Below are 20,569 nucleotides of genomic sequence, written 5' to 3'. Positions count from 1 at the left end.
GCCGACCCGTTACACCTGGCGGAACGCGTGCCCCGAAATGGACGACGACCGGCATAGGGAGGCGACGTGACGTTGCGCGTGGCGGTCATCGGATCGGGCCCCGCCGGGATCTACACGGCCGAAGCACTGGTGAAGCAGTCGGCCGAGCCCGTCGAGGTGGACGTCCTCGAACGCCTGCCGACCCCGTACGGACTGGTCAGATATGGCGTGGCGCCCGACCACACGTCGATCAAGTCCATTGCCAACTACCTGCGCCGGGTCCTGGAGCTGCCCGAGGTGCGCTTCCTCGGCGGCGTGACGCTGGGCGAGCACCTGTCGGTCGAGGACTTGCTGCGCTGCTACGACGCCGTCGTCTACGCCACCGGCGCGATGGTCGACCGGCGGCTCGGCATCCCGGGAGAGGACCTGCCGGGCAGCGTGGCCGCCACCGACTTCGTCAACTGGTACTGCGGTCATCCGGACGTGGACCCGTCGCGGTTCACGCTGGACAGCCCGGAGGTGGCCGTGATCGGCGTCGGCAACGTCGCCGTCGACGTGGTCCGCGTATTGGCCAAGACCGCCGCGGAGCTGAGCTCCACCGACGTGCCGCACGACGTGCTCGAACGCCTGGCGGACAGCCAGGTGAAGGCCATCCACATGATCGGCCGCCGCGGTCCCGAGCACGCCAAGTTCACCCTCAAGGAGCTGCGCGAGCTCGGCGAGCTGACGAACGCCGACGTCTGCGTGCGCCCGGAGGAGGCCGTGGTGCTGGGCGCCGACTTCCCCCGGCAGATCCGCGGCAACATCGACGTGCTGCGCTCCTGGTCCGACCACCAGCCAGTCGGCCGGCCCCGCCGCCTGGACGTGCGCTTCTGGCTGCGCCCGGTGGAGATCCTGGGCACCGACCGGGTGGAGGGGCTCAAGCTCGAACGCACCCGGCTGTCGGCGGAGGGCCGGGTGGTGGGCACCGGCGAGTTCGAGACGCTGCCCGTCGGCATGGTGCTGCGCTCGGTCGGCTACCAGAGCGTCCCGCTGCCGGGGGTGCCGTTCTCGCCGGAGACGATGACGGTGCCGAACGAGGCCGGCCGGGTGCGGGAACGCGAATACGTCGCGGGCTGGCTCAAACGCGGCCCCACGGGCGTGATCGGCACCAACAAGTCCGACGCCGCGGAGACGGTCCGCACGCTGCTGTCCGATCTGTCCGGCCCGGACGACCTGGCGGGCGGGGAGCGGCCGGCCCCCGCGTCCGTCGACGCGCTGCTGGCCGAGCGGGGCGTGCGGCCGGTGACGTACGCGGAGTGGCAGGCCATCGAGGCCGCCGAGGCCGAGCTCGCCAAGACGCTGGGCCGCGGCGAGCGGGTCAAGCTCGTCGGCCTGGAAGCCATGCTGCGAGCCTGCCGCCCCTGATCCGCGAAGGGAACCCATGCGCGTCACCACGAGCCACCACGTCGACGGCTTCGAGGAGGTCCACGCGGTCCAGCGGGCCCGCTACCCCGGGGCCGAGCCCACCTGGCAGCCGGTGCACACCGTGTACGTCCCGGCCGACCGGTTCGGCGCGGGCACGGTCGCCGCGTGGGGCGACGAGGCACTGGCCCTGGCCAAGGCGCACCTGAGCGGGCCGGGCGAGCTCGCCGAGGTGTTCGGGCTGCCCGCCGTCCTCGCGACCGCCGTACACGAAAGAGTGCTGCGCAAGCTCGCCACCGAGCCGGTCGAGGACCTGCGGGTGGACTTCGAGGACGGGTACGGCGTACGGCCGGACGAGGAGGACGGCCACGTCGAGCAGGCGGTCGAGGCGCTGGCCGGGATGCGCGAGGCGGGGACGCTGCCGCGCCGGTGGGGGCTGCGGGTGAAGTCGTTCGCCGACGGCGACCCGGCCCGCTCGCTGCGCACCCTGGACGGGTTCGTCACCGGGATGGTGGAGCGGGCCGGCGAGCTGCCCACCGGATTCACCGTGACGTTTCCCAAGGTCATCATGGAGTCCGGCCTCACCCAGTTCGCCGCGTTCCTGCGGCGGCTGGAGGAGGGTCTCGGGCTGGGGCGGCGGCTGCGGTTCGAGCTCCAGGTGGAGGCGCCGCAGACGGTGCTGTTCCTGCGCGGGGACCTGGCCGAGACGCTCGGCGGACGGCTGGCGGCGGCGCACTTCGGCGTGTTCGACTACACCGCGGCGCTCGGGCTGCCGCCGCACGAGCAGCGGCTCGACCATCCGGCCTGCGACCACGCCAGGCACGTGATGCAGACGGCGTTCGCGGGCACCGGGGTCGAGCTGTCCGACGGGTCGCTCGCCGCCTCCCCCGCCTCCGGCTCGGCCGCGGACGTGCGGGCGCTGTGGCGGCGGCACGCCGAGCTGGTCAGGCACTCGCTCGCGCACGGCTTCTACCAGGGCTGGGACATGCACCCCTCGCACCTGGTGAGCCGCTTCGCCACCGTCTACGCCTTCCACCTGGCGCGCTACGACTCCTACCGGGACAGGGTGCACGCCTGGGAGGAGCGCCGGGCGGCCGGGGGCGGCGTGCTGGACGAGCCGGCGACGATCAAAACCCTCGCGGCGGCCCTCCGCAGGGCCGACTCGGTCCTCGGCTGACGATCACAGCGCGTACAGGTCAGTCGCGTTCGATCAGGGCGCGCCAGCGGCGGACCAGGCGCGCGTCGACCGGATCGGACCAGCTCCGCCGGACGGCGGAGCCGACGTGGAAGGCGCGGACCCCGTAGTCGAGCAGGTCGGGCACGTGGGTGGGCTTGAGGCCGCCGCCCGCCAGGATGATGGAGCCGTCGCCCGCGTCCGTGCGGTGCTTCAGGACCGCCAGGCCGTCGGCGACGCCCTTGGGCGAGCCGGAGGTCAGGACGGTCGCCAGGTTGGGCAGCAGGCGCACGGCCCGCCAGGACGCCTGTACGTCGGCCGCGTGGTCGACGGCGCGGTGGAACGTCCACGGCAGCGGCGACACCCCGTGGATGAGCGCCTGGGTGGCGGCCAGGTCGACCGCGCCGGCCTCGTCGAGGAAGCCGAACACGAACCCGGCCGCCCCCGCCTCCGCCAGTGCTCGGGCGTCGCGCCGCAGCCGGTCGAGCTCGTCGGCGTCGGCGGTGAACCCGGCGCGGCTTCGCAACATCACCATCTGCGGCAGCGGGCACTCCGCGGCGATCGCCGCGACCGTCTCCGGCGCCGGGGTCAGCCCGTCTGCCGCCATGTCGGTGACGACCTCGACGCGGTCGGCGCCGCCCTGTTCCGCGGCGACGGCGTCGCGCACGTTCAGCGCGATCACCTCGAGGAGGGATCCGGTCATGCTGCCGAGGTTATATGGCGCTCTGCACCTTTTCGCCCTAAACGGCAGAGAAGATCCTCCGAGCGGGCCACGATCCGGGCCCGGAGCTCGGAGGCGCAGGGATCAGGATCAGGCGCTGATCAGCTCTGCGAAGGTGAGATCACGGAACTCCGTGATCGCCACGTCCGTCGCCGGGCGCTGGAAGAGCGCGCCGGAGGCCCGATGGGGCAGGTCGACCGTCCGCACGTGGCGGAAGCCCCTGCTGCGGTAGTAGCCCTGCAGTCCGGGGTTGCCCTTGGCGCAGTCGAGCCGCAGCCACGGCAGCCCCGCCTCGTACGCGGTGCGGCCCGCCCAGTCCAGCAGGGCGTCTCCCAGCCCGCCGCCCGCCCAGAGGCGCCCCACGGCCAGCTTGTGGACGTACAGGGCCGCGCTGGGGTCGTCGTGGGGGGTCCAGAACTCCGCGTCCGCGTGGCCGTCGAGGGCGATCGTGGCGACCGGAGGGGCCGGCTCGCCGGGACCGAAGTAGCGGAGCTCGTCCTCCAGGAGGAACAGCACCCGCTCCTCGATGAGGGGCTCGATGCGCTCGGGGCCGAAGCCGTCCCGGGGCCACTGGCGGACGCCCCGCGAATACAGCCATTCGGCGGTGTCGGACAGGAGGGCCAGAATCCCCCGGAGATCGTCGGACTCTGCCCTCCTGAGTGTCAGCGGTTGGAGCAGGGTGTTGGCGTACATGGGTCACCTTTCGTCGCTGTGTGCGTTGTATCGGATACGATGAGTAATGGCACAATGGGACGCGACGCCAATTAGGCGAATAGCCCGATATATACGGATAAATCGCCATTGGGGGAGCGTGCACGACTCCCCGCGCCCAGCGAGAATGCAAGCTCGCTGCGCCGCGGCCGGGCGGATCACCCCCAACCGAGCTCGGTCAGCGGCGGTCGAGCTCGTATCTGATCAGATGTTTGTCGGCAGGTAGCACCGACACTGCAACGCGCACCGGTATGTCACCCTCGTCGTATCCGACTCGGACATAAACCACAACTGGTGTACCCAGCTCCAATTGGAGCCGCTCAGCCTCTTCCTGGTTGGGCATGCGCGCCCAGATGTCGTCCACCACGCGTACCTGCGCGTGCCCCAGCTCCCCGAGCACCCGATTGGCGCCGCGCTCGATGTCGCCGGGACGGGCGATCTCAGAGTTGGCCACCAGGTCCCGGGGAAAGTAGGAGTCGTTGGTGTTGTACGGCTGGCCGTCCACGAATCTCAGGCGGCGCCGCACCACCGCGAGCTGCCCGTCGGCCAGCTCCAGCCGGCTGGCGATCTCCTCGACCGGCGAGACGGTCAGCACCTCGATGTACTGACTGAAGGCGCGGCCCTCCTGCGTGACGGCGAACGCGAAGGCCTCCCGCAGCTCCCCCGCGGGTTGTGGCTCCAGCTCCCGCTGGGGATAGATGAGCAGCGGCCGGCGGTCCCTGACCACCGTGCCGCGTCGCGGCGTGCGTGTGACAAGTCCCTCATTCACCAGCTCACCGAGGGCCAACCTGACGGTGTTCCTGCTCACCCCATGGTCTTCCATGAGTTGTGCCTCAGTCGGCAGCTGCGCTCCGGGGCCGAGTATGCCGGAGTAGATGGCCCTTCGTAGCTCCGAAGCCACCTGCTGATACAGCACCGACCTTGCCACTTTCACCCCTTTTGTTCCAACAATTTAGACGATCTGGTTCTAGCAGGCCATCACCCCTTGACCGGACGGCATAGTCGGCCGCATCATCCATTCGTTGGTACAAATCCATCGAAAGGCCGGTGAGGGGGTGAGGGCCGGTGGTGCCGGTCCGCGCGGGTACGCCGTACCTGCCCTGGGAGAGCCCTTGCGAAGCAACACGTTTACTGCGTTACGCGGTGCGTCGCATGGGATTCACCCACATCAACCAGAGCAACGGGCGACCTGAGCATCGGGCACGGCACGTCCGACCCGGCCGGCATGGCAGAGCGCACTCCACCGCTCGCCGACCTCCGGAGTCCTCGCAAGAGGGTCACTCCCCCACCATCTCCGTGTGCGATCACTCGGCCTAGGACTCCATCCCTCGCCGGAGTCCTGGCGTCGCCGCACACGGGGCAGGAAGCGCGTCCTGGCGGGTCCCCCACGCCCGCCAGGGCGCGCGCTCCTACCCACCCCGATCACGGCCCGGCCGGCCGCCAGTCCAGGAGCACCACCCCGTCGCCCGCCCTGGTGTGCACACCCCGCACCGCCTGCCCGCCCCGGGGCTCGCGAGCACCGCGCCAGTTCCCGTAGACGAAGCAGCCCGGCACCGCCGCCAGCCGCACCATCACCACGAGGTACGGCTCCGCGCCGCCGGGGGTGAAAGCCTGATGGTTGACGATCCAGCTCTCCACCGTCCCCTCCGGCTCGATCGCCGCCCAGTGCGCGCCCTCGCGGTGACAGGCGGGACAGAAGGCCCTCGGCGGGAAGCGGAGGGTGTCGCAGGACGCGCAGCGCTGGACGGCGAACTCGCCCCGGGCCAGCAGCTCCCACCACCCCGCCGAGTCCCGATCCGGCACCGGAGCTGGTCTCTCACGCACGGCGGGCCTTTCTGCCGGAGGGCGCGCTCAGCCTTTGGTCAGGATGAGGGCGGAGGTGGCGGGCAGGATGTAGCCGGGCTGGGCGGTGGACAGGGCCACCTCGGCGCCGGGCACCTGGCGGTCGGCCGCGTCGCCACGGAGCTGGGAGACGGCCTCGGCGATGTGGTTGATGCCGTGCACGTAGCCCTCGGACAGGAAGCCGCCGTGCGTGTTGACCGGGAGCCGGCCGGCGGAGACCGCGTACGGGCCGCCCTCGCCTTTCGGGCAGAAGCCGTAGTCCTCCAGCTGGACGAGCACGGAGTAGGTGAAGCAGTCGTAGAGCTCCGCGACGTCGATGTCCGAGGGGCCCAGCCCGGCCTGGGCGTACAGGCGGGGCGCGAGGGCGGCGGCGGCGGAGGTGGTGGGGTCGGCGGCGCCGCCCGACAGGTGCGAGGCGCCGCCGCCCCAGGCGGCGGCGGAGATGAGCACCGGCGGGCGGCGGAGGGTACGGGCGCGCTCGGCCGTGGTGATGACCAGGGCGCAGGCGCCGTCGGTCTCCAGGCAGCAGTCGAGGAGCCGGAACGGCTCGGCGATCCATCTGGCGGCCAGGTAGTCGTCGAGGGTGATGGGGGTGCGCATGAGGGCGCGCGGGTTCTTGGCGGCCGACGCGCGCTGGGTGACGGCGATGTGCCCGAAATGCTCGGCTTTAGTGCCATATTTCAGCATGTGAGCGCGGGCATACATGGCGTACTGCTGGGGTGGCGCGACGTAGCCGTACGGGGCCTGGAACTGGATCTCCGGGCTGACCGGCAGCCCCCGGCCGGTGCCGCCCATCCGGAACTCCGAGCGGGCGTTGACGGCCCGGTAGCAGACCACGGTCTCGGCCAGGCCCGCCGCCACCGCGAGCGCCGCCTGGCCGACCACGGCGTGCGAGACGCTGCCGCCGCCGAACTGGTCCAGGTGCCAAGTGGGATCGTGCACGCCCAGCGCGGGACCGACCACGGTGGGCGCCACGGAGTCCCCCACCCGATGGGTGGCCAGGCCGTCCACGTCACCGGGGCCCAGTCCGGCGTCGTCGAGCGCGGCCATGATCGCGCGGCAGGCCAGGGTGAGCGTGCTGACGCCGGAGTCCCTGGTGAAGGCCGTGTATCCCACGCCGGCCACGGCCGTACGATCCCTGAATTCAAGCAAGCGCTTGGCCACATCGTCACGCTAGGCGGGAAATTCACGACATGTCAACGCGTACCGCATTCCGCTTGACAGCCCTTCGGCCGCGCGCCTACCGTCCAAGCAAGCGCTTGGTATGATTGCCGCGTCAGGGTGAAGAGGAGACGACCATGGGCACGCACGCCGCCGGTCTGATCGCACCGGGAACGATCGCGCCGCACACGCCACCGACCGCGCTCGCGCCGACCGGGGTGATCGCACCGGATCGGCGGGTCGCTGCCTTGACGCCTCGCCAGCGCAGCACTCGCAACGGAGCCGCCATGCCGACCGGCCCTTCCAGCGGCAGTTGCCGAGAAGACGGCCATCTCGACAGCAAGACGTTCCGGTCGGTGCTCGGCCGGTTCGCCACCGGAGTGGTGGCGATCACCGCCCTCGACCCCGTGGACGGCCGGCCGTACGGCCTGGCGGCCAACTCCTTCACCTCGGTGTCGCTGGATCCGCCGCTGGTGGCGTTCTGCGTGGCGCACACGAGCACGAGCTGGCCGCGGGTGCGGGGCGCGACGGCGCTGACCGTGAACGTGCTGGCCGAGGACCAGCAGGCCGTCTGCGCCCAGCTGGCGTCCAGGGGCGGCGACAAGTTCGCCGGGCTGCGCTGGACCGGCTCCCCCGGCGGCAACCCGGTGCTCGACGGCGCGCTGGCCTGGATCGACTGCGTGGTGGAGGCCGAGCACCCGGCCGGCGACCACATGATCGTGGTGGCCCGGGTGCAGCAACTCGACACCCACGCCGACGGCGGCCCGCTGGTGTTCTACCGCGGCGGCTACGGCGGCTTCGTCGAGTGACCGCCGGCCGGGTGGCCGGCGGTCGGGCGACCGCCAGGTGAGTGACCGCCAGGTGAGTGACCGCCAGGTGAGTGACCGCCAGGTGAGTGACCGCCGGGTGAAGGACCGCCGGGTGAAGGACCGCCGGGTGAAGGACCGCCAGGTGAACCGTGCTGGTCAGAACCGCGCCAGGCTAGGCGGAAGAGGCCGGCGGGATCTACTGTCCAAGGTATGGGCACACGCTCCTCGTTCCTGCTCGATGTCCTCATGGCGGAGTTCGGCGAATCGATCAAGCGTGATCCTCCCGCTTTCAGGAGGAAGTTCCGGAAGATGGCGGCCTCCCCCTTCGCGTTCTACCGGGGCAGCGCGTCCCTGTTCTACGCGGACCTGACCGGGCCGTACGCCGACGACTCCTATCTCGACCCGGCCACCAGCAGGGTGTGGATCCACGGCGACCTGCACGCGGAGAACTTCGGCACCTACATGAACGCCTCGGGCGTGCTGGTGTTCAACGTCAACGACTTCGACGAGGCGTACGTCGGCCCGTACCTCTGGGATCTCAAGCGCTTCGCCGCGAGCGTGGCGCTGCTGGGCTACGCCAAGGCGCTGTCGGACGAGGTGATCGGCGGGCTCGTCGGCGGCTTCGCGGGGGCCTACCTGACCGAGCTGGCCGCCATCGCGCGCGGCGGCGACGACGCCATCGGGTCGCTCACGCTCGACACCACCTCCGGAGTGCTGCACCGGGTGCTGCAGACGGCCCGACTGCGCACGCGGGTGGCGATGCTGGAGGTGGAGACGGTGGTCGAGGAGTACGACCGGCGCTTCGCGTTCATGGAGGGGCGCGAGCCCGTCGAGGCCGGGACCCGGGCGCAGGTGCTGGCGGCCTTCGAGGACTACCTGACGACGCTGCCGACGCCGTCGAGCCCGGTCGAGCACGTCATCAAGGACGTGGCGCTGCGCAAGGGCGTGGGCATCGGCTCGGCCGGGCTGCCCTCCTACAACCTGCTGCTGGAGGGCACGTCACAGGCGCTGGAGAACGACGTCATCCTCTACATGAAGCAGGCGCAGGTGCCGGCGGTGGCGCGCTACATCACCGATGAGAAGGTGACCCACTACTTCCGCCATCAGGGGCACCGGACCGCCGAGTCGCAGCGGGCGCTGCAGGCCTACGCCGATCCCTGGCTCGGCCACACCACGCTGGGCGGGGTGGGGCAGCTCGTGGCCGAGGTGTCGCCCTACTCCGCGGATCTGGACTGGGACGACGTCAGCGAGCCGGCGGAGCTGGAGGCGATCGTCCAGGACCTGGGCCGGGCCGTGGCGCGCATGCACTCGGTGGCCGACGACGAGTCCAGCCATGACCTGGTGAGCTTCTCCACCGAGGAGGCGATCGTGGGGGTGGTGGCCGACGACAGGGCCGGCTTCACCGAGGTGCTGGTGGACTTCGCGCACCGTTACGGGGCGCAGGCCCGCGAGGACCACCAACGGTTCGTCGACCTGTTCCGCAACGGCCGGCTGCCCGGGATCTGACTGGCAACCGACCGTTCGGTATGGCAAGCTTCCGAGACATGACTCTGTTCTCGGTGGAAGGCAAGACCGTCGTCGTCACGGGCGGTTCGCGCGGTATCGGACGCATGATCGCGGCCGGATTCGTCCAGGCGGGCGCGCACGTGCACATCTCCGCGCGCAAGGCCGCCGAGGTGGAGAAGACGGCCGCGGAGCTCGGCTGCTCCTCGGTGGTCGCGGACCTGTCCACGCCCGAGGGGGTGGAGGCGCTGGTGTCGGCCGTCGACGGGCCGGTGCACGTGCTCGTCAACAACGCGGGCGCCACCTGGGGCGCGCCCCTGGCCGACTATCCCGAGCACGCCTTCGACAAGCTCTGGAACATCAACGTCAAGGGGGTCTTCTACGTGACCCAGCGCTTCCTGCCCCAGTTGCGCCAGGCGGCCGGCGCGGAGGACCCGGCGCGGGTGATCAACGTGGGATCCATCGACGGGATCAGGGTGCCGGAGATGGACACCTTCGCCTACTCCTCCACCAAGTCGGCCGTCCACATGCTGACCAGGCACCTCGCCAAGCAGCTGGCCGCCGAGCACATCACGGTCAACGCGCTGGCCCCCGGCCCGTTCGAGTCCAAGATGATGGCCTTCGCCCTCGACGACCCGGCGACCCGTGCGGCCATCGCCGCCAGCATCCCCCTGGGCCGCATCGGCCACCCGGACGACATGGCCGGCGCGGCGATCTTCCTGGCCTCCCGCGCCGGCGCCTACCTGACCGGCACCGTCATCCCGGTCGACGGCGGCATCACCTGCTGATCAGCTCGCGCAGGGCCGCGGCCAGGCGCGCCGCCGCCTCAGGCTCGGCCCGCAGATAGAGGTACGGCTCCGTCAGCTCGACCTCGATGACCGCCGGGCTGCCGTCATGAAGCCGGACCAGGTCGATCCTGGCGTACAGAAGGGCCTGAGGGATGGCGGCAAGCACCTTCTCCGCGAGTTCGACCTGGTCCGGGGCCGGGGTGCGCGACTGCGCCCGTACGCCGTCCGCGGCGGTCATGCCCGGAGCGAGCATCGGCGTGCGGCGGACGGCGTGGCTGAAGCGGCGGTTGAAGTAGAGGAGCGAGGTCTCGCCCTCGGACTCGACCATGTCGAGGTAGGGCTGGACCATGGGCGTGCGCCCGGCGGCCTCCAGGGCGGCGGCGTGCGCCTGGGCGCGGTCGCGGTCGGCGGTCCTGATCGTGTCGCGGGCGCCGGCGGAGATCGCGGGCTTGACGACGTAGTCGTCCCAGAGCGGCAACTCCCGCGCCGACCAGTGGGTGGGCACGATCGGCACACCGAGGTCACGCAGGTAGGTCTTGTCGGTGTTGGCGTCAAGAACGGCGGCCGGATTCAGCAGCCGGGTGACGGACTCCACCCGCCGGGCCCAGGAGAGAAACTCGGCCCTGCGGTCCACGTAGTCCCAGACCGATCGGACCACGACGGCGTCATAGGCGGCCCAGTCGACGCCGGGATCGTCCCAGCGTTCGGGCCGGCCGTTGATTCCGGTCGCGTGCCAGGCATCGAGAGCCGTCGTCCGCTCGTCGTCATGGCCATCGGGGTCATCGAACGTCACATATGCGCAGGTAGTCATCCTGGCGATGGTAGTGCCGAACCAGAAACTGGGCACACGCCCCCGCGCTCCGCGCCGAGCGCGGGTGCGCGTGCCGGGATCGGCTAGTCGACGCGGACGCCGAAGGCCGCCCGGCTGTCATCGGACGCGACAGCCGCGTTGCCGTTGATGTTGTTGACGTTGGTCGAGCTCCGGCCGCCGAAGTTGGCCGCGCCGATGTTGGCGAAGTTGTTGCCCGACTGCGAAGTCTCCTCGTTCCGGCTGGAGTTGCGGTTGTCCGTGTCGGCGAAGGCCGGGGCGGAGACGAGGGTGAGGCCCGCGGCGGCGGCAACGACGAACCCGGTCACGCTGAGCTTCTTGATCATGTCGATTTCCTTCCACAGAGGTTAGGTCGAGAGTTCAGAGGCTCGCCGGGACAGTGGGCCCCGGCGGGAAACCGTGATCGGATCAGTAGAAGATGTAGGTCACGGCGATGCTGTCGTTCGTCGCGGTCGTGGCGATGCCGTTGATGTTGTTGACGTTGGTCGACCAGCCCCAGCCCCGGTTGACCGCGCCGACGTTCGCGAAGTTGTTCCCCGACCGGGACGCTTCGGTGTTGCGGCTTGAGTTGCCGGCCCAGCTGTCCGCGTGCGCGGGGGCGGCCAGCAGCGTGACGCCCGCCGTGGCCGCGACCACGGCACCGGTGACGCACAGCTTTCTGATCACTTGAGCTCCTTCGCCGTTGGCTTCGAGGGGTGGCGGAACGCCAGGGCCCGAAGGCGTGCCACACCCCCTTGACCTGTCTTGACCCATGAGGATCAAGGTCACAGCGACTATATAACCGTGAGTCATGAATCGGTAGCGTTAGGTAATCAGAACATTCTTCTGGCAAAGTCACTGACAAGGGATGTCAGTGGTAGCGCCATAACGTCGGCCGCATGATCTACGAGTTGAGGCGCTACACGCTGCACCCCGGTGAGCGGGACACGCTGATCGGATTGTTCGAGCGCGAGTTCGTGGAGACGCAGGAGAGCGCCGGGATGGACGTCGTCGGCCACTTCCGCGACCTCGACGCGCCCGACACCTTCCCCTGGCTCCGGGCGTTCACGGACATGGACAGCCGCAAGGCCGCCCTGTCCGCCTTCTACGGCGGGCCGGTCTGGAAGGCGCACCGGGACGCGGCCAACGCCACCATGATCGACTCCGACGACGTCCTCCTCCTGCGCCCGGCCGGCTACGGCTTCCGGCGGTCGCCGCGCCCGCCCGTGGGGGCCGCCGCGCTGCCCTCCTCGGTGTACGTGGCCACGATCTGCCAGGTCGACCCGGACGCCACGGGGGCGTTCCACCAGTTCTTCGCCGAGCGGGCGGCACCGGTGCTGGCCGAGGGCGGGGCGGCGCCGGTCGCCTGCTTCGCGAGCGAGCACGCGGTCAACACCTTTCCGGCGCTGCCCGTACGTACAGGGGAGGAGGTTTTCGTGTGGTTCGCTCGGTTCGAGCGGGCGGAGGACGAGCGTGTGGTGGAGGTGCCGGCGCTGGAGGGGTTCCTCACGGCGGCGCCGCGGCGGCTGCGGCTCGCGCCGGCGGCCCGGTCGGCCCTGCGCTGAGGCGTTCAGAGCACGTTGATGCCCCAGGAGACGTTCAGAGCACGTTGATACCTCAGGAGACGTTCAGAGCACGTTGATGCCCCGGGCGGCCAGGATGGCGTCGGCCTGGGCCCTGTTGATGGTCGCGCCGGCGAAGGCGTGCAGCCTGGCGTCGTCGATCTCCCCGAGGTCGGCGCCGCGCAGGTCGGACCGGGTGAAGACGGTCTTCAGCAGCTTGGCGCCGCGCAGCCTGCAGTCGCTGAAGGTGGCCTCGGTGAAGTCGCAGCCGGACAGGTCGGCCTCGTCGAAGCGGACGCCCTCGATCACGTCGCCGCGCATCGAGCAGCCGCCGAGGTTGGCCAGGGTGAGGTTGGAGCGGGTGACCCTGAAGCCGGTGCCGCGCGAGCCGGTGAGCGAGGCGCCGATCAGCCGGCAGCCGGTGAAGGAGGCGTCGGTCAGCAGCGCGCCGCCGAACTGCGCGGCGGACAGGTCGACGCTGGTGAACGTCACGTCGATGAGGTCGGCGTCGCTGAACCTGACGCGCGGTCCGCCGCCGCCGGTGAAGACCGCGCCGTCGAGGTCGGCCTTGCGGAAGTCGGTCTGCTCCAGCACGCACGACTCGAACCGCGCCCCGGCCAGGGAGGCTCCCCACAGATCCGTCTCGGTGAGGTCGCACCCGCGAAAGACGTGCGTCTCGTCCGGCGCGAGCCGGTCCGTCAGGGACTTACGGGACAGATCCTCGCCGTCGAAGTTCACGGTGTCAGAGGCTACCGGTGATCACCTCGGCGGCGGCACGGCCGCAGACCATCGCGGAGCCGTACGTGGCGATGTGCACCGCGCCCAGGTCGGAGCGCTCGGGCAGGCCCATCTCCACCACGACGGCGTCCGGCCGGGCGCTGAGCAGGTGGCGCAGCGCCTCGCCCTGCCAGGGGTGGCGGTGCACGTCGCGGACCACGACCACGAGCGGGCGTCCGGCCGCGCCGGCGAGCAGGTCCTCGATCGCCGCGCCGGTGGCCTGACCGGCGGCGAACCTGGTCACGGTGGTGCCGGGCAGCAGCCCGGCCAGCGGTCCCGCCACTCCCCACGGGGTGCCCTTGTCGATGGCCAGGTTCATCTCCGGCGACAGCTCCAGCACGTGCGGGGCGGTGGTGAGCGGCAGCACGGCGGCGCTGGACCTGCGGGTGACGCGGACGGCGCGGCGGGCCGCGCTCAGGCCCAGGTGGCCGTTCGCGCCGGGGGCGCTGCCCGAGGAGGCGGTCCAGCCGGCCAGCTCGCGGACCCTGCGGGCGGCGTCCGCCAGGCGCTCCTCGGGCAGCAGTCCTTCGGTCACGGCGGCGGCGATCGCGTCGCGCACCCCGATCGCGGTCGCCTCATCGGCCCGCTCGCCGCCGACGCAGATGGCGTCGGCGCCGGCCGCGATGGCGCGGGCGGAGGCCCCGCCGATGCCGTGCACGCCGGAGACGGCGGTCATCTCGATCCCGTCGGTGACGATCATGCCGTCGAAGCCGAGCTCCTCGCGGAGCAGCCCGGTGAGCACCTTGGGGCTGAGCGTGGCGGGCAGCTCGGGATCGTAGGTGGGCACCAGGAGGTGGCCGGTCATGATGGACCGGACTCCCTCCTCGATGGCCGCGCGAAAGGGCCGCAGGGCGTCCTCGATCCCGCCGGAGGCCACCCTGGGCACGCCGTGGTGGGAGTCCACCGAGGTGTCGCCGTGGCCGGGGAAGTGCTTGGCGCACGCGGCCACGCCGACCGACTGCATGCCCCGGACGAAGGCCCGGGTGTGGCGGGAGACCAGGTCGGGGTCGGCGCCGAAGGACCGCAGGCCGATGACGGGGTTGTCCGGGTTGGAGTTCACGTCGGCGGAGGGTGCGAAGTCGATGGTGATGCCGGCGGCGGCCAGGTCACGGGCCAGGTCCGCGGCGAGCGCCTCGGTCAGCGCCACGTCGTCCACCACGCCGAGCGCGTAGCCGCCGGGACGGGTGCTGCCGGTGCCGACTTCGAGCCGGGTCACCTCGCCCGTCTCCTCGTCGGTGCCGATCAGGGCGGCGGGGTTCTCCGCGCGCAGCGCCGCCGTCAGCCGGGTGACCTGGGCCGGATCGGCGATGTTGCGGGAGAACAGCACGACCCCGGCCAGGCCCTCGCCGAGCCTTCTGCGCACCCAGTCCGGCGGGGTGTGGCCGGCGAAACCCGGCAGGAGCACGGCGTCGGCCATGGCGAGGAGGTCACCGCTCTTGGACATGACTCGAAATCTAATAGGAAAGTTTCTTATTTGCTAGAGGCATTTTCGAACGTCAGCCCCTGTCCTCCCCGGACGAACTCCGTCCCGGTGCTCAGCGGGGCCCTGATGCCTATCAAGCGCTTGGCCGCAGCGATGAGCTGGGCCGGACAGGTGAACAAGCGATTGCCTGAGGGCCCATAATGGGTACGTGACAACGCGAAAGAACTCCGCGGGCACCGCCACCCCGGCGAAGCGCCAGCGAGCGACCTCCTCGGGCGCCGCGTCCGAGCGCCGTGACCATCTCGTCAAGCTCGCGGCGGAGCTCTTCGCGCGCAAGGGCTTCCAGGCCACGACCGTCCGGGAGATCGCCGAAGAGGCGGGCATCCTGTCGGGCAGCCTCTATCACCACTTCGACTCCAAGGAGACGATCGTCGACGAGGTGCTCTCCACCTTCCTCGATGATCTCATCGCCCGCTACCGCGCGGCCCTCGAGACCGGCGGCGACCCGCGCACGGTCTTGTCGGAGATGGTGCGCATCGGCTTCGGCACGCTGGAGCCGCACCGCGCCGCGATCACCGTGATGCAGAACGACTGGAACTATCTCCAGCAGTTCGAGCGGTTCAACTACCTGGTGAAGGCCGAGGAGGAGGTGGAGCAGATGTGGGTCGCGCAGATCAAGGCGGGGCAGGGCGTCGGGCTCTTCCGCCCCGACGTCGACGCCAAGCTGACCTACCGGATGATCCGCGACACCATCTGGGTGGCGGTGCGCTGGTTCCGCCCCGGCGGCAGGCTCAACACGACCGGGCTGGCCGAGCACTACATCACCGTGCTGTTCGACGGGCTGGCCACCGGTGAGCGGACGTCCCAGCGAGCATGAGCCTCGGTGAGCCGGTGCGGCTGGCACTGCGGGAGGTCGCGGATCCGGTCAAGGCCGCCGCGATGCAGACGTACATGAAGTCCAAGATGCCCTTCCTCGGCGTGCAGGCGGGGCCGCGGCGGGCCGCGCTCAAGCGGGTGTTCGCCGCCCATCGGCTCGACAGCGCGCCCGAGTGGCGGCGGGCGGTGCTCGCGCTCTGGCGCGAGGCCGACTACCGCGAGGAGCTCTACGCGGCGATCCAGCTCACCGGCCATCACCTCTACCGCGACTACCAAACCCTCTACACGGTGCCGATGTACGAGGAGATGATCGTCAGCGGCGCCTGGTGGGATCTGGTGGACGAGCTGGCCACGCACCGGATCGGCGCCCTGCTCGCCGCGTTCCCCGACTCCATGCGGCCGCTGATGCTGCAGTGGGCGCACGAGGACGACCTGTGGAAGCGGCGCACCGCGATCCTGTGCCAGAACCGGTTCAAGGCCGCCACCGACACCGCGCTGCTGTTCGCCTGCATCGAGCCGAGCCTGTCGGACAACGACTTCTTCGCCCGCAAGGCGATCGGCTGGGCGCTGCGCGAGTACGCCAGGACCGACCCGCGCGAGGTGGTCCGCTACGTGCGGGTCAAGGGCCTCACTGGACTGAGCCGCCGCGAGGCGCTGAAGAACCTGCCGGTCACCTAGTCCACAGCGCGTCCTGTACGGCCTGCACCAGGGCGAGCAGCTCACCCGTGACGCGCTCCTTGGACCAGGCCAGCGCGTAGGTGATGCGCAGATCGGGCGCCTCCAGCGGGACGAACCTGACGTCGTCCCGCCGCACGGTCCTGACCAGGAGCTGCGGGATCGGCAGCAGTCCGGCGCCGGCGGCGACCAGGTCGAGCGCGGCGGCGAAGTCGTCGCCGGGCAGCAGCCGGCGGTGGCCGGGCAGCCCGGCCCAGGGCCTGCCTTCCGGGGTGAGCAGCGCGTGCCCGGCCAGGTCGGCGGGCACCAGCGCGGACCGGCCCGCCAGGGCGTGCCCGGCGGGGACGGCGACATGGTCCACCGTGACGTGGAAGCGCGCCGCCGTGACGAACCTGACCGGCGCCGGGATGGCCAGGATCGCCGCCGAGACCTCGCCGGACTCCAGCGCCGCAGAGGCGGCCGCCCGCCCCGCCATGCGCAGCTCCACCCCGATCGCCGGGCTGCGGCTCGCCATCCTCCGGACGATCCGGGCAGCCAGCGCGCCGATGAGCGGAGGATAAGCAAGATGAATAGTGGGCCGGGCCAGCCTAGCCGCTTCTGCGGTGAACGCGGCGGCGGATTCGAGCACCTGCTCGGCATAGGGCAGCAGCGCCAGACCTTCGGCCGTCAGCCGGACCTCGCGGGCGGAGCGCTCGAAGAGCCTGACCCCGGCGGCTCGCTCCAGCCTGGTGATGGCCTGGCTCATGGCCGGCTGGGACATGCCCTGGTCGGCGGCGGCCGCCGAGAAGCTGAGCCGGGCGGCGACCCTGGCGAAGCACTGGATCTCCTTGAGCATAACCGTCACCAATGCATGATGCAGGACGAGCGGCTCACTGTGCAGGATGCCAGCGTCTCGATCCATCACTGAGGAGTCGTCGATGTCCCGTTTCCCGCAGTCCACTGTGCTCGGATATCCGAGGATCGGCCCGCGAAGGGAGCTGAAGCGCGCGCTGGAGTCCTACTGGGACGGCCGCACCGGCCGTGCCGAGCTCGACCGGGTGGGCGCCGCCCTCAGGGCGGACACCTGGCGCAGACTGGACGAGCTGGGGCTGGCGGCACTGCCGTCCAACACCTTCTCGCTCTATGACCAGGTGCTGGACACCGCCGTGCTGCTCGGCGCGGTGCCGGAGCGCTATCGGGACGCCGCCGACCCCTACTTCGCCATGGCGCGCGGCACCGAAGGGCTCGCGCCGCTGCGGATGACCAAGTGGTTCGACACGAACTATCACTACATCGTGCCGGAGGTCGGCCCGGAGACGGTCTTCAAGCTGGACGCCGCCAAGCCGCTCGCCGAGTTGCGGCAGGCGCGCGAGCTGGGGTTCGAGACGCGGCCCGTGGTGATCGGGCCGGTCACGTTCCTGCTGCTGTCGGCGGACCCGGCCGCGGCGCTGGACCGCCTGGACGACGTGCTGGCCTGCTACGAGGAGCTGCTCGGCGCGCTGGCCGCCGAGGGCGTGGCGTGGGTGCAGCTCGACGAGCCGGCGCTGGTGGCCGACCGCACCCCGGACGAGCTGGCCGCCGTGCGTACCGCCTACGAGCGGCTCGCGGGCGTGGCGGCGCGGCCCGCCCTGTTCGTCGCCTCCTACTTCGGCCACCTGGGCGAGGCGCTGCCGGTGCTGGCCGCCACCGCCGTGGAAGCCATCGGGGTCGACCTGGTGAACGGCGCGCCGGACGGGCTCGCGGCGCTGGCGGGCAAGACGGTGGTCGCGGGCGTGGTGTCGGGCCGCGAGGTGTGGCGGACGGCTCCGGAGCGGGCCGCGCACGCGCTGCGCACCGTGGCTCAGCATGCCGGGCAGGTGGTGGTCAGCACGTCCTGCTCGCTCCTGCACGTACCGTACGACCTGCGCGACGAGCCGGACCTGGACCCGGAGCTGACCGCGCGGCTGGCGTTCGCCGAGCAGAAGGTGGCCGAGGTCGTCGAGCTGGCGCGCACCGGCTTCGAGGGGCCGGAGCCGGTCGAGCGCGCTGCGCCGAGCGCGCGGCCGGAGCCGGTCGAGCGGCGCAGCCCGTACGAGGTGCGGGCGGCGGCGCAGGCCGCGCACCTGCGGCTGCCGGTGCTGCCGATCACCACGATCGGGTCGTTCCCGCAGACCGGCGAGCTGCGCCAGGCCCGCGCGGCCCTGGCGGCGGGCACGCTGGCCGCCGGGGACTACGAGCGCCTGGTGGAGGCCGAGATCGAGCGGGTCGTACGGCTGCAGGAGCGGCTCGGGCTGGACGTGCTCGTGCACGGTGAGCCGGAGCGCAACGACATGGTGCAGTACTTCGCCGAGCACCTCGACGGCTTCGCCGTCACCAGGAACGGCTGGGTCCAGTCCTACGGCTCCCGCTGCACCAAGCCGCCCATCCTGCACGGCGACGTGGCCCGGCCCGAGCCGATCACCGTGCGCTGGGCCCGGCACGCCCGATCGCTCACCGGCAAGCCGGTCAAGGGCATGCTCACCGGGCCGGTCACGATCGTGGCCTGGTCGTTCGTCCGCGACGACCTGCCGCTGCGCGAGGTGACCTTCCAGGTGGCGGACGCGGTGCGCGAGGAGGTGCGCGACCTGGAGGCGGCGGGGCTGTCGATCATCCAGGTGGACGAGCCCGCGCTGCGCGAGCTGCTGCCGCTGCGCCGCGCCGGGCAGGCCGGTTATCTGGAGTGGGCGGTGGCCGCCTACCGCCGGGCCACCTCGGGGGCGGGTGACAGCACACAGATCCACACGCACCTGTGCTACTCCGACGCCGGCGAGATCCTGGCGGCCATCGACGGGCTGGACGCCGACGTGACGACGATCGAGTCGGCCCGGTCCGGGGCGCGGATCCTGGACGCGGTCGGCTCCTTCGGCCGCGGGCTGGGGCCGGGCGTGTACGACATCCACTCGCCCCGGGTGCCCTCCGGCGCGGAGGTCGAGGAGCTGCTGCGCAGGACGCTGGCGGCGCTGCCCGCCGAGCGGGTCTGGGTCAACCCGGACTGCGGGCTGAAGACCCGCACCTACGAGCAGGTGGAGGCGGCCCTGGCCAACGTGGCGGCGGCGACCGGCAGACTGCGGGCCGAGCTCACCTCCGGTAACGCTCGGTGAGCCCTTCCGTCGTCATGGTGCGCCAGAAAGCCCAGAGAACACCGGTGTACCGCCACAACGTCGTCCTCTGTCAATAAAACGTACAATTCCGCTGTGAAGGACTCCGAGGCAGCGGACGTGCTCAGCCTGCGGCGCCACAATCTCTCCCTTGTTCTGCACCACCTGCGCGATCACGGGCAGAGCTCCAGGATCGAGGTGTCCGGGGACACCGGGCTGGGCGCCGGCGCGGTCACCAGCCTGGTCGGTGAGCTGATCGGCTACGGGCTGGCCGAGGAGGTGGGGCTGCGCGGCACCGGCTCGGCCGGGCGGCCCCGGCGGCTGCTGACGCTCGGGCACAACTCGGTGGCGGCCGTCGGCGTCCGGCTGGATCCGACGTTCATCTCGGTGCGGGTCACCGATCTGGCCGAGCGGGAGCGCTATCAGGAGCAGGCGCCGCACGGGCTGACCGCGCCGACGGTGGACGAGGCGGCCAAGGCGCTGGCCGAGCGGGTCACGCGGGCGGTGGGCGACTGGCACGGGCGGACCGTGTCGGTCGTGGTGGCCGTGCCCGGGTGGACGGACCGGGGCATCGTGACCAGCGTGCCGTTCGGGTGGCGGCTCGCGCCGCTGCTGGCGGCCCTGCACGAGCACCTCCCCGGGATCGGGCCGGTCGCCCTGGTCAACGACGGCAACCTGGAGACCTGGGCCGAGTACCAGTCGCTGCGCCTGACCGGGGTGCGCGACCTGATCTACCTGGCGGGCGGGCTCGGCGCCGGCGGCGGGGTCGTGGTGGACGGCCGCCTGGTGTACGGGGCGCACGGGGCGGCGGGCGAGCTCGGTCACCTGGAGGTCGAGCCGGGCGGGCTCCCCTGCCCCTGCGGCCGGCGCGGCTGCCTGGAGCGTTACGTGTCCCTGCAGGCGCTGCTGGAGCGCACCGGCATCGGCGAGCACGAGCGGGGCGTGGAGGAGATCGCCGAGCGGGCCGAGCGGGGAGACCCCGCCACCCTGCGGGCGCTGAGGGAGGCCGCCGAGCGGATCCACTCGGTCGTCATGAACGCTCGCATGCTGCTGAACCCGCAGGTGGTCGTCCTCGGCGGGCACTTCGGCAGGCTGGTGAAGTGGCTCGGGCCGGTGATCGCGCAGGACACGCTGCGGGTCTCGCCGCCGTTCGAGGTGCGCGCCGCGGGCCATGGACGCGACGCCGCGCTGCACGGCGCCACCTGTTTCGCGGCGGCGGCCATCCTGGACGACCCGCTGCTCGTCACCCGGCCCACATGAA

The 20,569-nt window shown here is 71.4% G+C and carries 21 protein-coding genes; 10 read left to right on the top strand and 11 right to left on the bottom strand.

The genetic code is table 11. The features are described from left to right. Nucleotides 1-66: 66 nt before the first annotated feature. On the top strand, nt 67-1,386 hold the full coding sequence (locus IEY87_RS26945) for an FAD-dependent oxidoreductase (RefSeq protein ID WP_225278067.1): 1,320 nt from the start codon (nt 67-69) through the stop codon (nt 1,384-1,386). 16 nt (nt 1,387-1,402) lie between these two features. Beyond that, nucleotides 1,403-2,560, top strand: coding sequence for a DUF6986 family protein (locus IEY87_RS26940; RefSeq protein ID WP_189141573.1), 1,158 nt, complete (start codon nt 1,403-1,405; stop codon nt 2,558-2,560). A 19-nt stretch (nt 2,561-2,579) separates the two neighbouring features. Here IEY87_RS26940 and IEY87_RS26935 read toward each other — a convergent pair whose 3' ends face one another. From IEY87_RS26935 to IEY87_RS26915, 5 genes are all read right to left on the bottom strand, one after another. After that, complete coding sequence (locus IEY87_RS26935) at nt 2,580-3,260, bottom strand: copper homeostasis protein CutC (RefSeq protein ID WP_189141572.1); 681 nt, start codon at nt 3,258-3,260, stop codon at nt 2,580-2,582. Between the two features lie 108 nt (nt 3,261-3,368). Beyond that, the gene (locus IEY87_RS26930) at nt 3,369-3,971 is read right to left on the bottom strand and encodes a GNAT family N-acetyltransferase (protein ID WP_189141571.1); all 603 of its coding nucleotides are present in this window, start codon (nt 3,969-3,971) and stop codon (nt 3,369-3,371) included. Between the two features lie 196 nt (nt 3,972-4,167). Then, on the bottom strand, nt 4,168-4,890 hold the full coding sequence (locus tag IEY87_RS26925) for a GntR family transcriptional regulator (protein WP_229699392.1): 723 nt from the start codon (nt 4,888-4,890) through the stop codon (nt 4,168-4,170). 521 nt (nt 4,891-5,411) lie between these two features. Then, the gene (locus IEY87_RS26920) at nt 5,412-5,813 is read right to left on the bottom strand and encodes a Zn-ribbon domain-containing OB-fold protein (protein WP_189141569.1); all 402 of its coding nucleotides are present in this window, start codon (nt 5,811-5,813) and stop codon (nt 5,412-5,414) included. Between the two features lie 27 nt (nt 5,814-5,840). Continuing rightward, nucleotides 5,841-6,995 (bottom strand): thiolase C-terminal domain-containing protein, encoded by a 1,155-nt coding sequence (locus IEY87_RS26915; RefSeq protein WP_225278068.1) that lies wholly within the window; start codon nt 6,993-6,995, stop codon nt 5,841-5,843. 134 nt (nt 6,996-7,129) lie between these two features. Between IEY87_RS26915 and IEY87_RS26910 the strand changes: the two genes are divergently transcribed. The 3 genes from IEY87_RS26910 (at nt 7,130) to IEY87_RS26900 (ending at nt 10,092) form a co-directional block, all read left to right on the top strand. Next, nucleotides 7,130-7,801, top strand: a complete 672-nt coding sequence (locus IEY87_RS26910; protein ID WP_372462286.1) for a flavin reductase family protein — start codon at nt 7,130-7,132, stop codon at nt 7,799-7,801. A gap of 210 nt (nt 7,802-8,011) precedes the next feature. Continuing rightward, nucleotides 8,012-9,307: a DUF2252 domain-containing protein gene (locus tag IEY87_RS26905; protein WP_189141568.1), complete on the top strand. Its 1,296-nt coding sequence runs from the start codon at nt 8,012-8,014 to the stop codon at nt 9,305-9,307. A 38-nt stretch (nt 9,308-9,345) separates the two neighbouring features. Beyond that, nucleotides 9,346-10,092 (top strand): SDR family oxidoreductase, encoded by a 747-nt coding sequence (locus IEY87_RS26900; protein WP_189141567.1) that lies wholly within the window; start codon nt 9,346-9,348, stop codon nt 10,090-10,092. On the opposite strand, the gene IEY87_RS26895 is transcribed toward IEY87_RS26900, so the two are convergent. The 3 genes from IEY87_RS26895 to IEY87_RS26885 form a co-directional block, all read right to left on the bottom strand. Continuing rightward, nucleotides 10,082-10,903 carry an ATP-grasp domain-containing protein gene (locus tag IEY87_RS26895; protein WP_189141566.1) on the bottom strand — a complete coding sequence of 274 codons (822 nt, stop codon included), beginning with the start codon at nt 10,901-10,903 and terminating at the stop codon, nt 10,082-10,084. The genes IEY87_RS26900 and IEY87_RS26895 overlap by 11 nt on opposite strands. An 83-nt stretch (nt 10,904-10,986) precedes the next feature. After that, nucleotides 10,987-11,247: a hypothetical protein gene (locus IEY87_RS26890; RefSeq protein ID WP_189141565.1), complete on the bottom strand. Its 261-nt coding sequence runs from the start codon at nt 11,245-11,247 to the stop codon at nt 10,987-10,989. A gap of 82 nt (nt 11,248-11,329) precedes the next feature. Then, complete coding sequence (locus tag IEY87_RS26885) at nt 11,330-11,587, bottom strand: hypothetical protein (protein ID WP_189141564.1); 258 nt, start codon at nt 11,585-11,587, stop codon at nt 11,330-11,332. Nucleotides 11,588-11,799: 212 nt separating this feature from the next. Between IEY87_RS26885 and IEY87_RS26880 the strand changes: the two genes are divergently transcribed. Then, on the top strand, nt 11,800-12,465 hold the full coding sequence (locus IEY87_RS26880) for an NIPSNAP family protein (protein ID WP_189141563.1): 666 nt from the start codon (nt 11,800-11,802) through the stop codon (nt 12,463-12,465). Between the two features lie 63 nt (nt 12,466-12,528). Here IEY87_RS26880 and IEY87_RS26875 read toward each other — a convergent pair whose 3' ends face one another. Both IEY87_RS26875 and IEY87_RS26870 read right to left on the bottom strand, forming a co-directional pair. Continuing rightward, nucleotides 12,529-13,200 (bottom strand): pentapeptide repeat-containing protein, encoded by a 672-nt coding sequence (locus IEY87_RS26875; protein WP_189141562.1) that lies wholly within the window; start codon nt 13,198-13,200, stop codon nt 12,529-12,531. 4 nt (nt 13,201-13,204) lie between these two features. Then, nucleotides 13,205-14,683, bottom strand: coding sequence for a glycoside hydrolase family 3 protein (locus IEY87_RS26870; protein WP_189141561.1), 1,479 nt, complete (start codon nt 14,681-14,683; stop codon nt 13,205-13,207). Between the two features lie 187 nt (nt 14,684-14,870). On the opposite strand from IEY87_RS26870, the gene IEY87_RS26865 reads away from it, so the two are divergent. Beyond that, complete coding sequence (locus IEY87_RS26865) at nt 14,871-15,539, top strand: TetR/AcrR family transcriptional regulator (protein ID WP_189141560.1); 669 nt, start codon at nt 14,871-14,873, stop codon at nt 15,537-15,539. Further along, complete coding sequence (locus tag IEY87_RS26860) at nt 15,536-16,216, top strand: DNA alkylation repair protein (protein WP_189141559.1); 681 nt, start codon at nt 15,536-15,538, stop codon at nt 16,214-16,216. The genes IEY87_RS26865 and IEY87_RS26860 overlap by 4 nt, the downstream gene beginning before the upstream one ends. Here IEY87_RS26860 and IEY87_RS26855 read toward each other — a convergent pair. Beyond that, nucleotides 16,209-17,048 carry a LysR family transcriptional regulator gene (locus tag IEY87_RS26855; RefSeq protein ID WP_225278088.1) on the bottom strand — a complete coding sequence of 280 codons (840 nt, stop codon included), beginning with the start codon at nt 17,046-17,048 and terminating at the stop codon, nt 16,209-16,211. The genes IEY87_RS26860 and IEY87_RS26855 overlap by 8 nt on opposite strands. Nucleotides 17,049-17,130: 82 nt before the next feature. Between IEY87_RS26855 and metE the strand changes: the two genes are divergently transcribed. After that, the gene (metE, locus tag IEY87_RS26850) at nt 17,131-19,311 is read left to right on the top strand and encodes a 5-methyltetrahydropteroyltriglutamate--homocysteine S-methyltransferase (protein ID WP_189141557.1); all 2,181 of its coding nucleotides are present in this window, start codon (nt 17,131-17,133) and stop codon (nt 19,309-19,311) included. A 93-nt stretch (nt 19,312-19,404) separates the two neighbouring features. Beyond that, on the top strand, nt 19,405-20,568 hold the full coding sequence (locus IEY87_RS26845; protein WP_189141556.1) for an ROK family protein: 1,164 nt from the start codon (nt 19,405-19,407) through the stop codon (nt 20,566-20,568). The last annotated feature ends 1 nt before the right edge of the window (nt 20,569 follow it).

This window comes from Nonomuraea glycinis (assembly GCF_014646515.1).
Lineage (GTDB): Bacteria > Actinomycetota > Actinomycetes > Streptosporangiales > Streptosporangiaceae > Nonomuraea > Nonomuraea glycinis.
The sequence above is the reverse complement of the archived record's forward strand: the minus strand, read 5'-3'. Positions and strand labels throughout refer to the sequence as shown.

What these genes read in the sequence shown, in the direction of transcription:
- IEY87_RS26870 (WP_189141561.1), bottom strand. Translation starts at nt 14,683, where the DNA reads ATGTCCAAGAGCGGTGACCTCCTCGCCATGGCCGACGCCGTGCTCCTG.
- IEY87_RS26910 (WP_372462286.1), top strand. Translation starts at nt 7,130, where the DNA reads ATGGGCACGCACGCCGCCGGTCTGATCGCACCGGGAACGATCGCGCCG.
- metE (WP_189141557.1), top strand. Translation starts at nt 17,131, where the DNA reads ATGTCCCGTTTCCCGCAGTCCACTGTGCTCGGATATCCGAGGATCGGC.
- IEY87_RS26940 (WP_189141573.1), top strand. Translation starts at nt 1,403, where the DNA reads ATGCGCGTCACCACGAGCCACCACGTCGACGGCTTCGAGGAGGTCCAC.
- IEY87_RS26860 (WP_189141559.1), top strand. Translation starts at nt 15,536, where the DNA reads ATGAGCCTCGGTGAGCCGGTGCGGCTGGCACTGCGGGAGGTCGCGGAT.
- IEY87_RS26905 (WP_189141568.1), top strand. Translation starts at nt 8,012, where the DNA reads ATGGGCACACGCTCCTCGTTCCTGCTCGATGTCCTCATGGCGGAGTTC.
- IEY87_RS26895 (WP_189141566.1), bottom strand. Translation starts at nt 10,903, where the DNA reads ATGACTACCTGCGCATATGTGACGTTCGATGACCCCGATGGCCATGAC.
- IEY87_RS26935 (WP_189141572.1), bottom strand. Translation starts at nt 3,260, where the DNA reads ATGACCGGATCCCTCCTCGAGGTGATCGCGCTGAACGTGCGCGACGCC.
- IEY87_RS26930 (WP_189141571.1), bottom strand. Translation starts at nt 3,971, where the DNA reads ATGTACGCCAACACCCTGCTCCAACCGCTGACACTCAGGAGGGCAGAG.
- IEY87_RS26880 (WP_189141563.1), top strand. Translation starts at nt 11,800, where the DNA reads ATGATCTACGAGTTGAGGCGCTACACGCTGCACCCCGGTGAGCGGGAC.
- IEY87_RS26855 (WP_225278088.1), bottom strand. Translation starts at nt 17,048, where the DNA reads ATGCTCAAGGAGATCCAGTGCTTCGCCAGGGTCGCCGCCCGGCTCAGC.
- IEY87_RS26900 (WP_189141567.1), top strand. Translation starts at nt 9,346, where the DNA reads ATGACTCTGTTCTCGGTGGAAGGCAAGACCGTCGTCGTCACGGGCGGT.
- IEY87_RS26890 (WP_189141565.1), bottom strand. Translation starts at nt 11,247, where the DNA reads ATGATCAAGAAGCTCAGCGTGACCGGGTTCGTCGTTGCCGCCGCCGCG.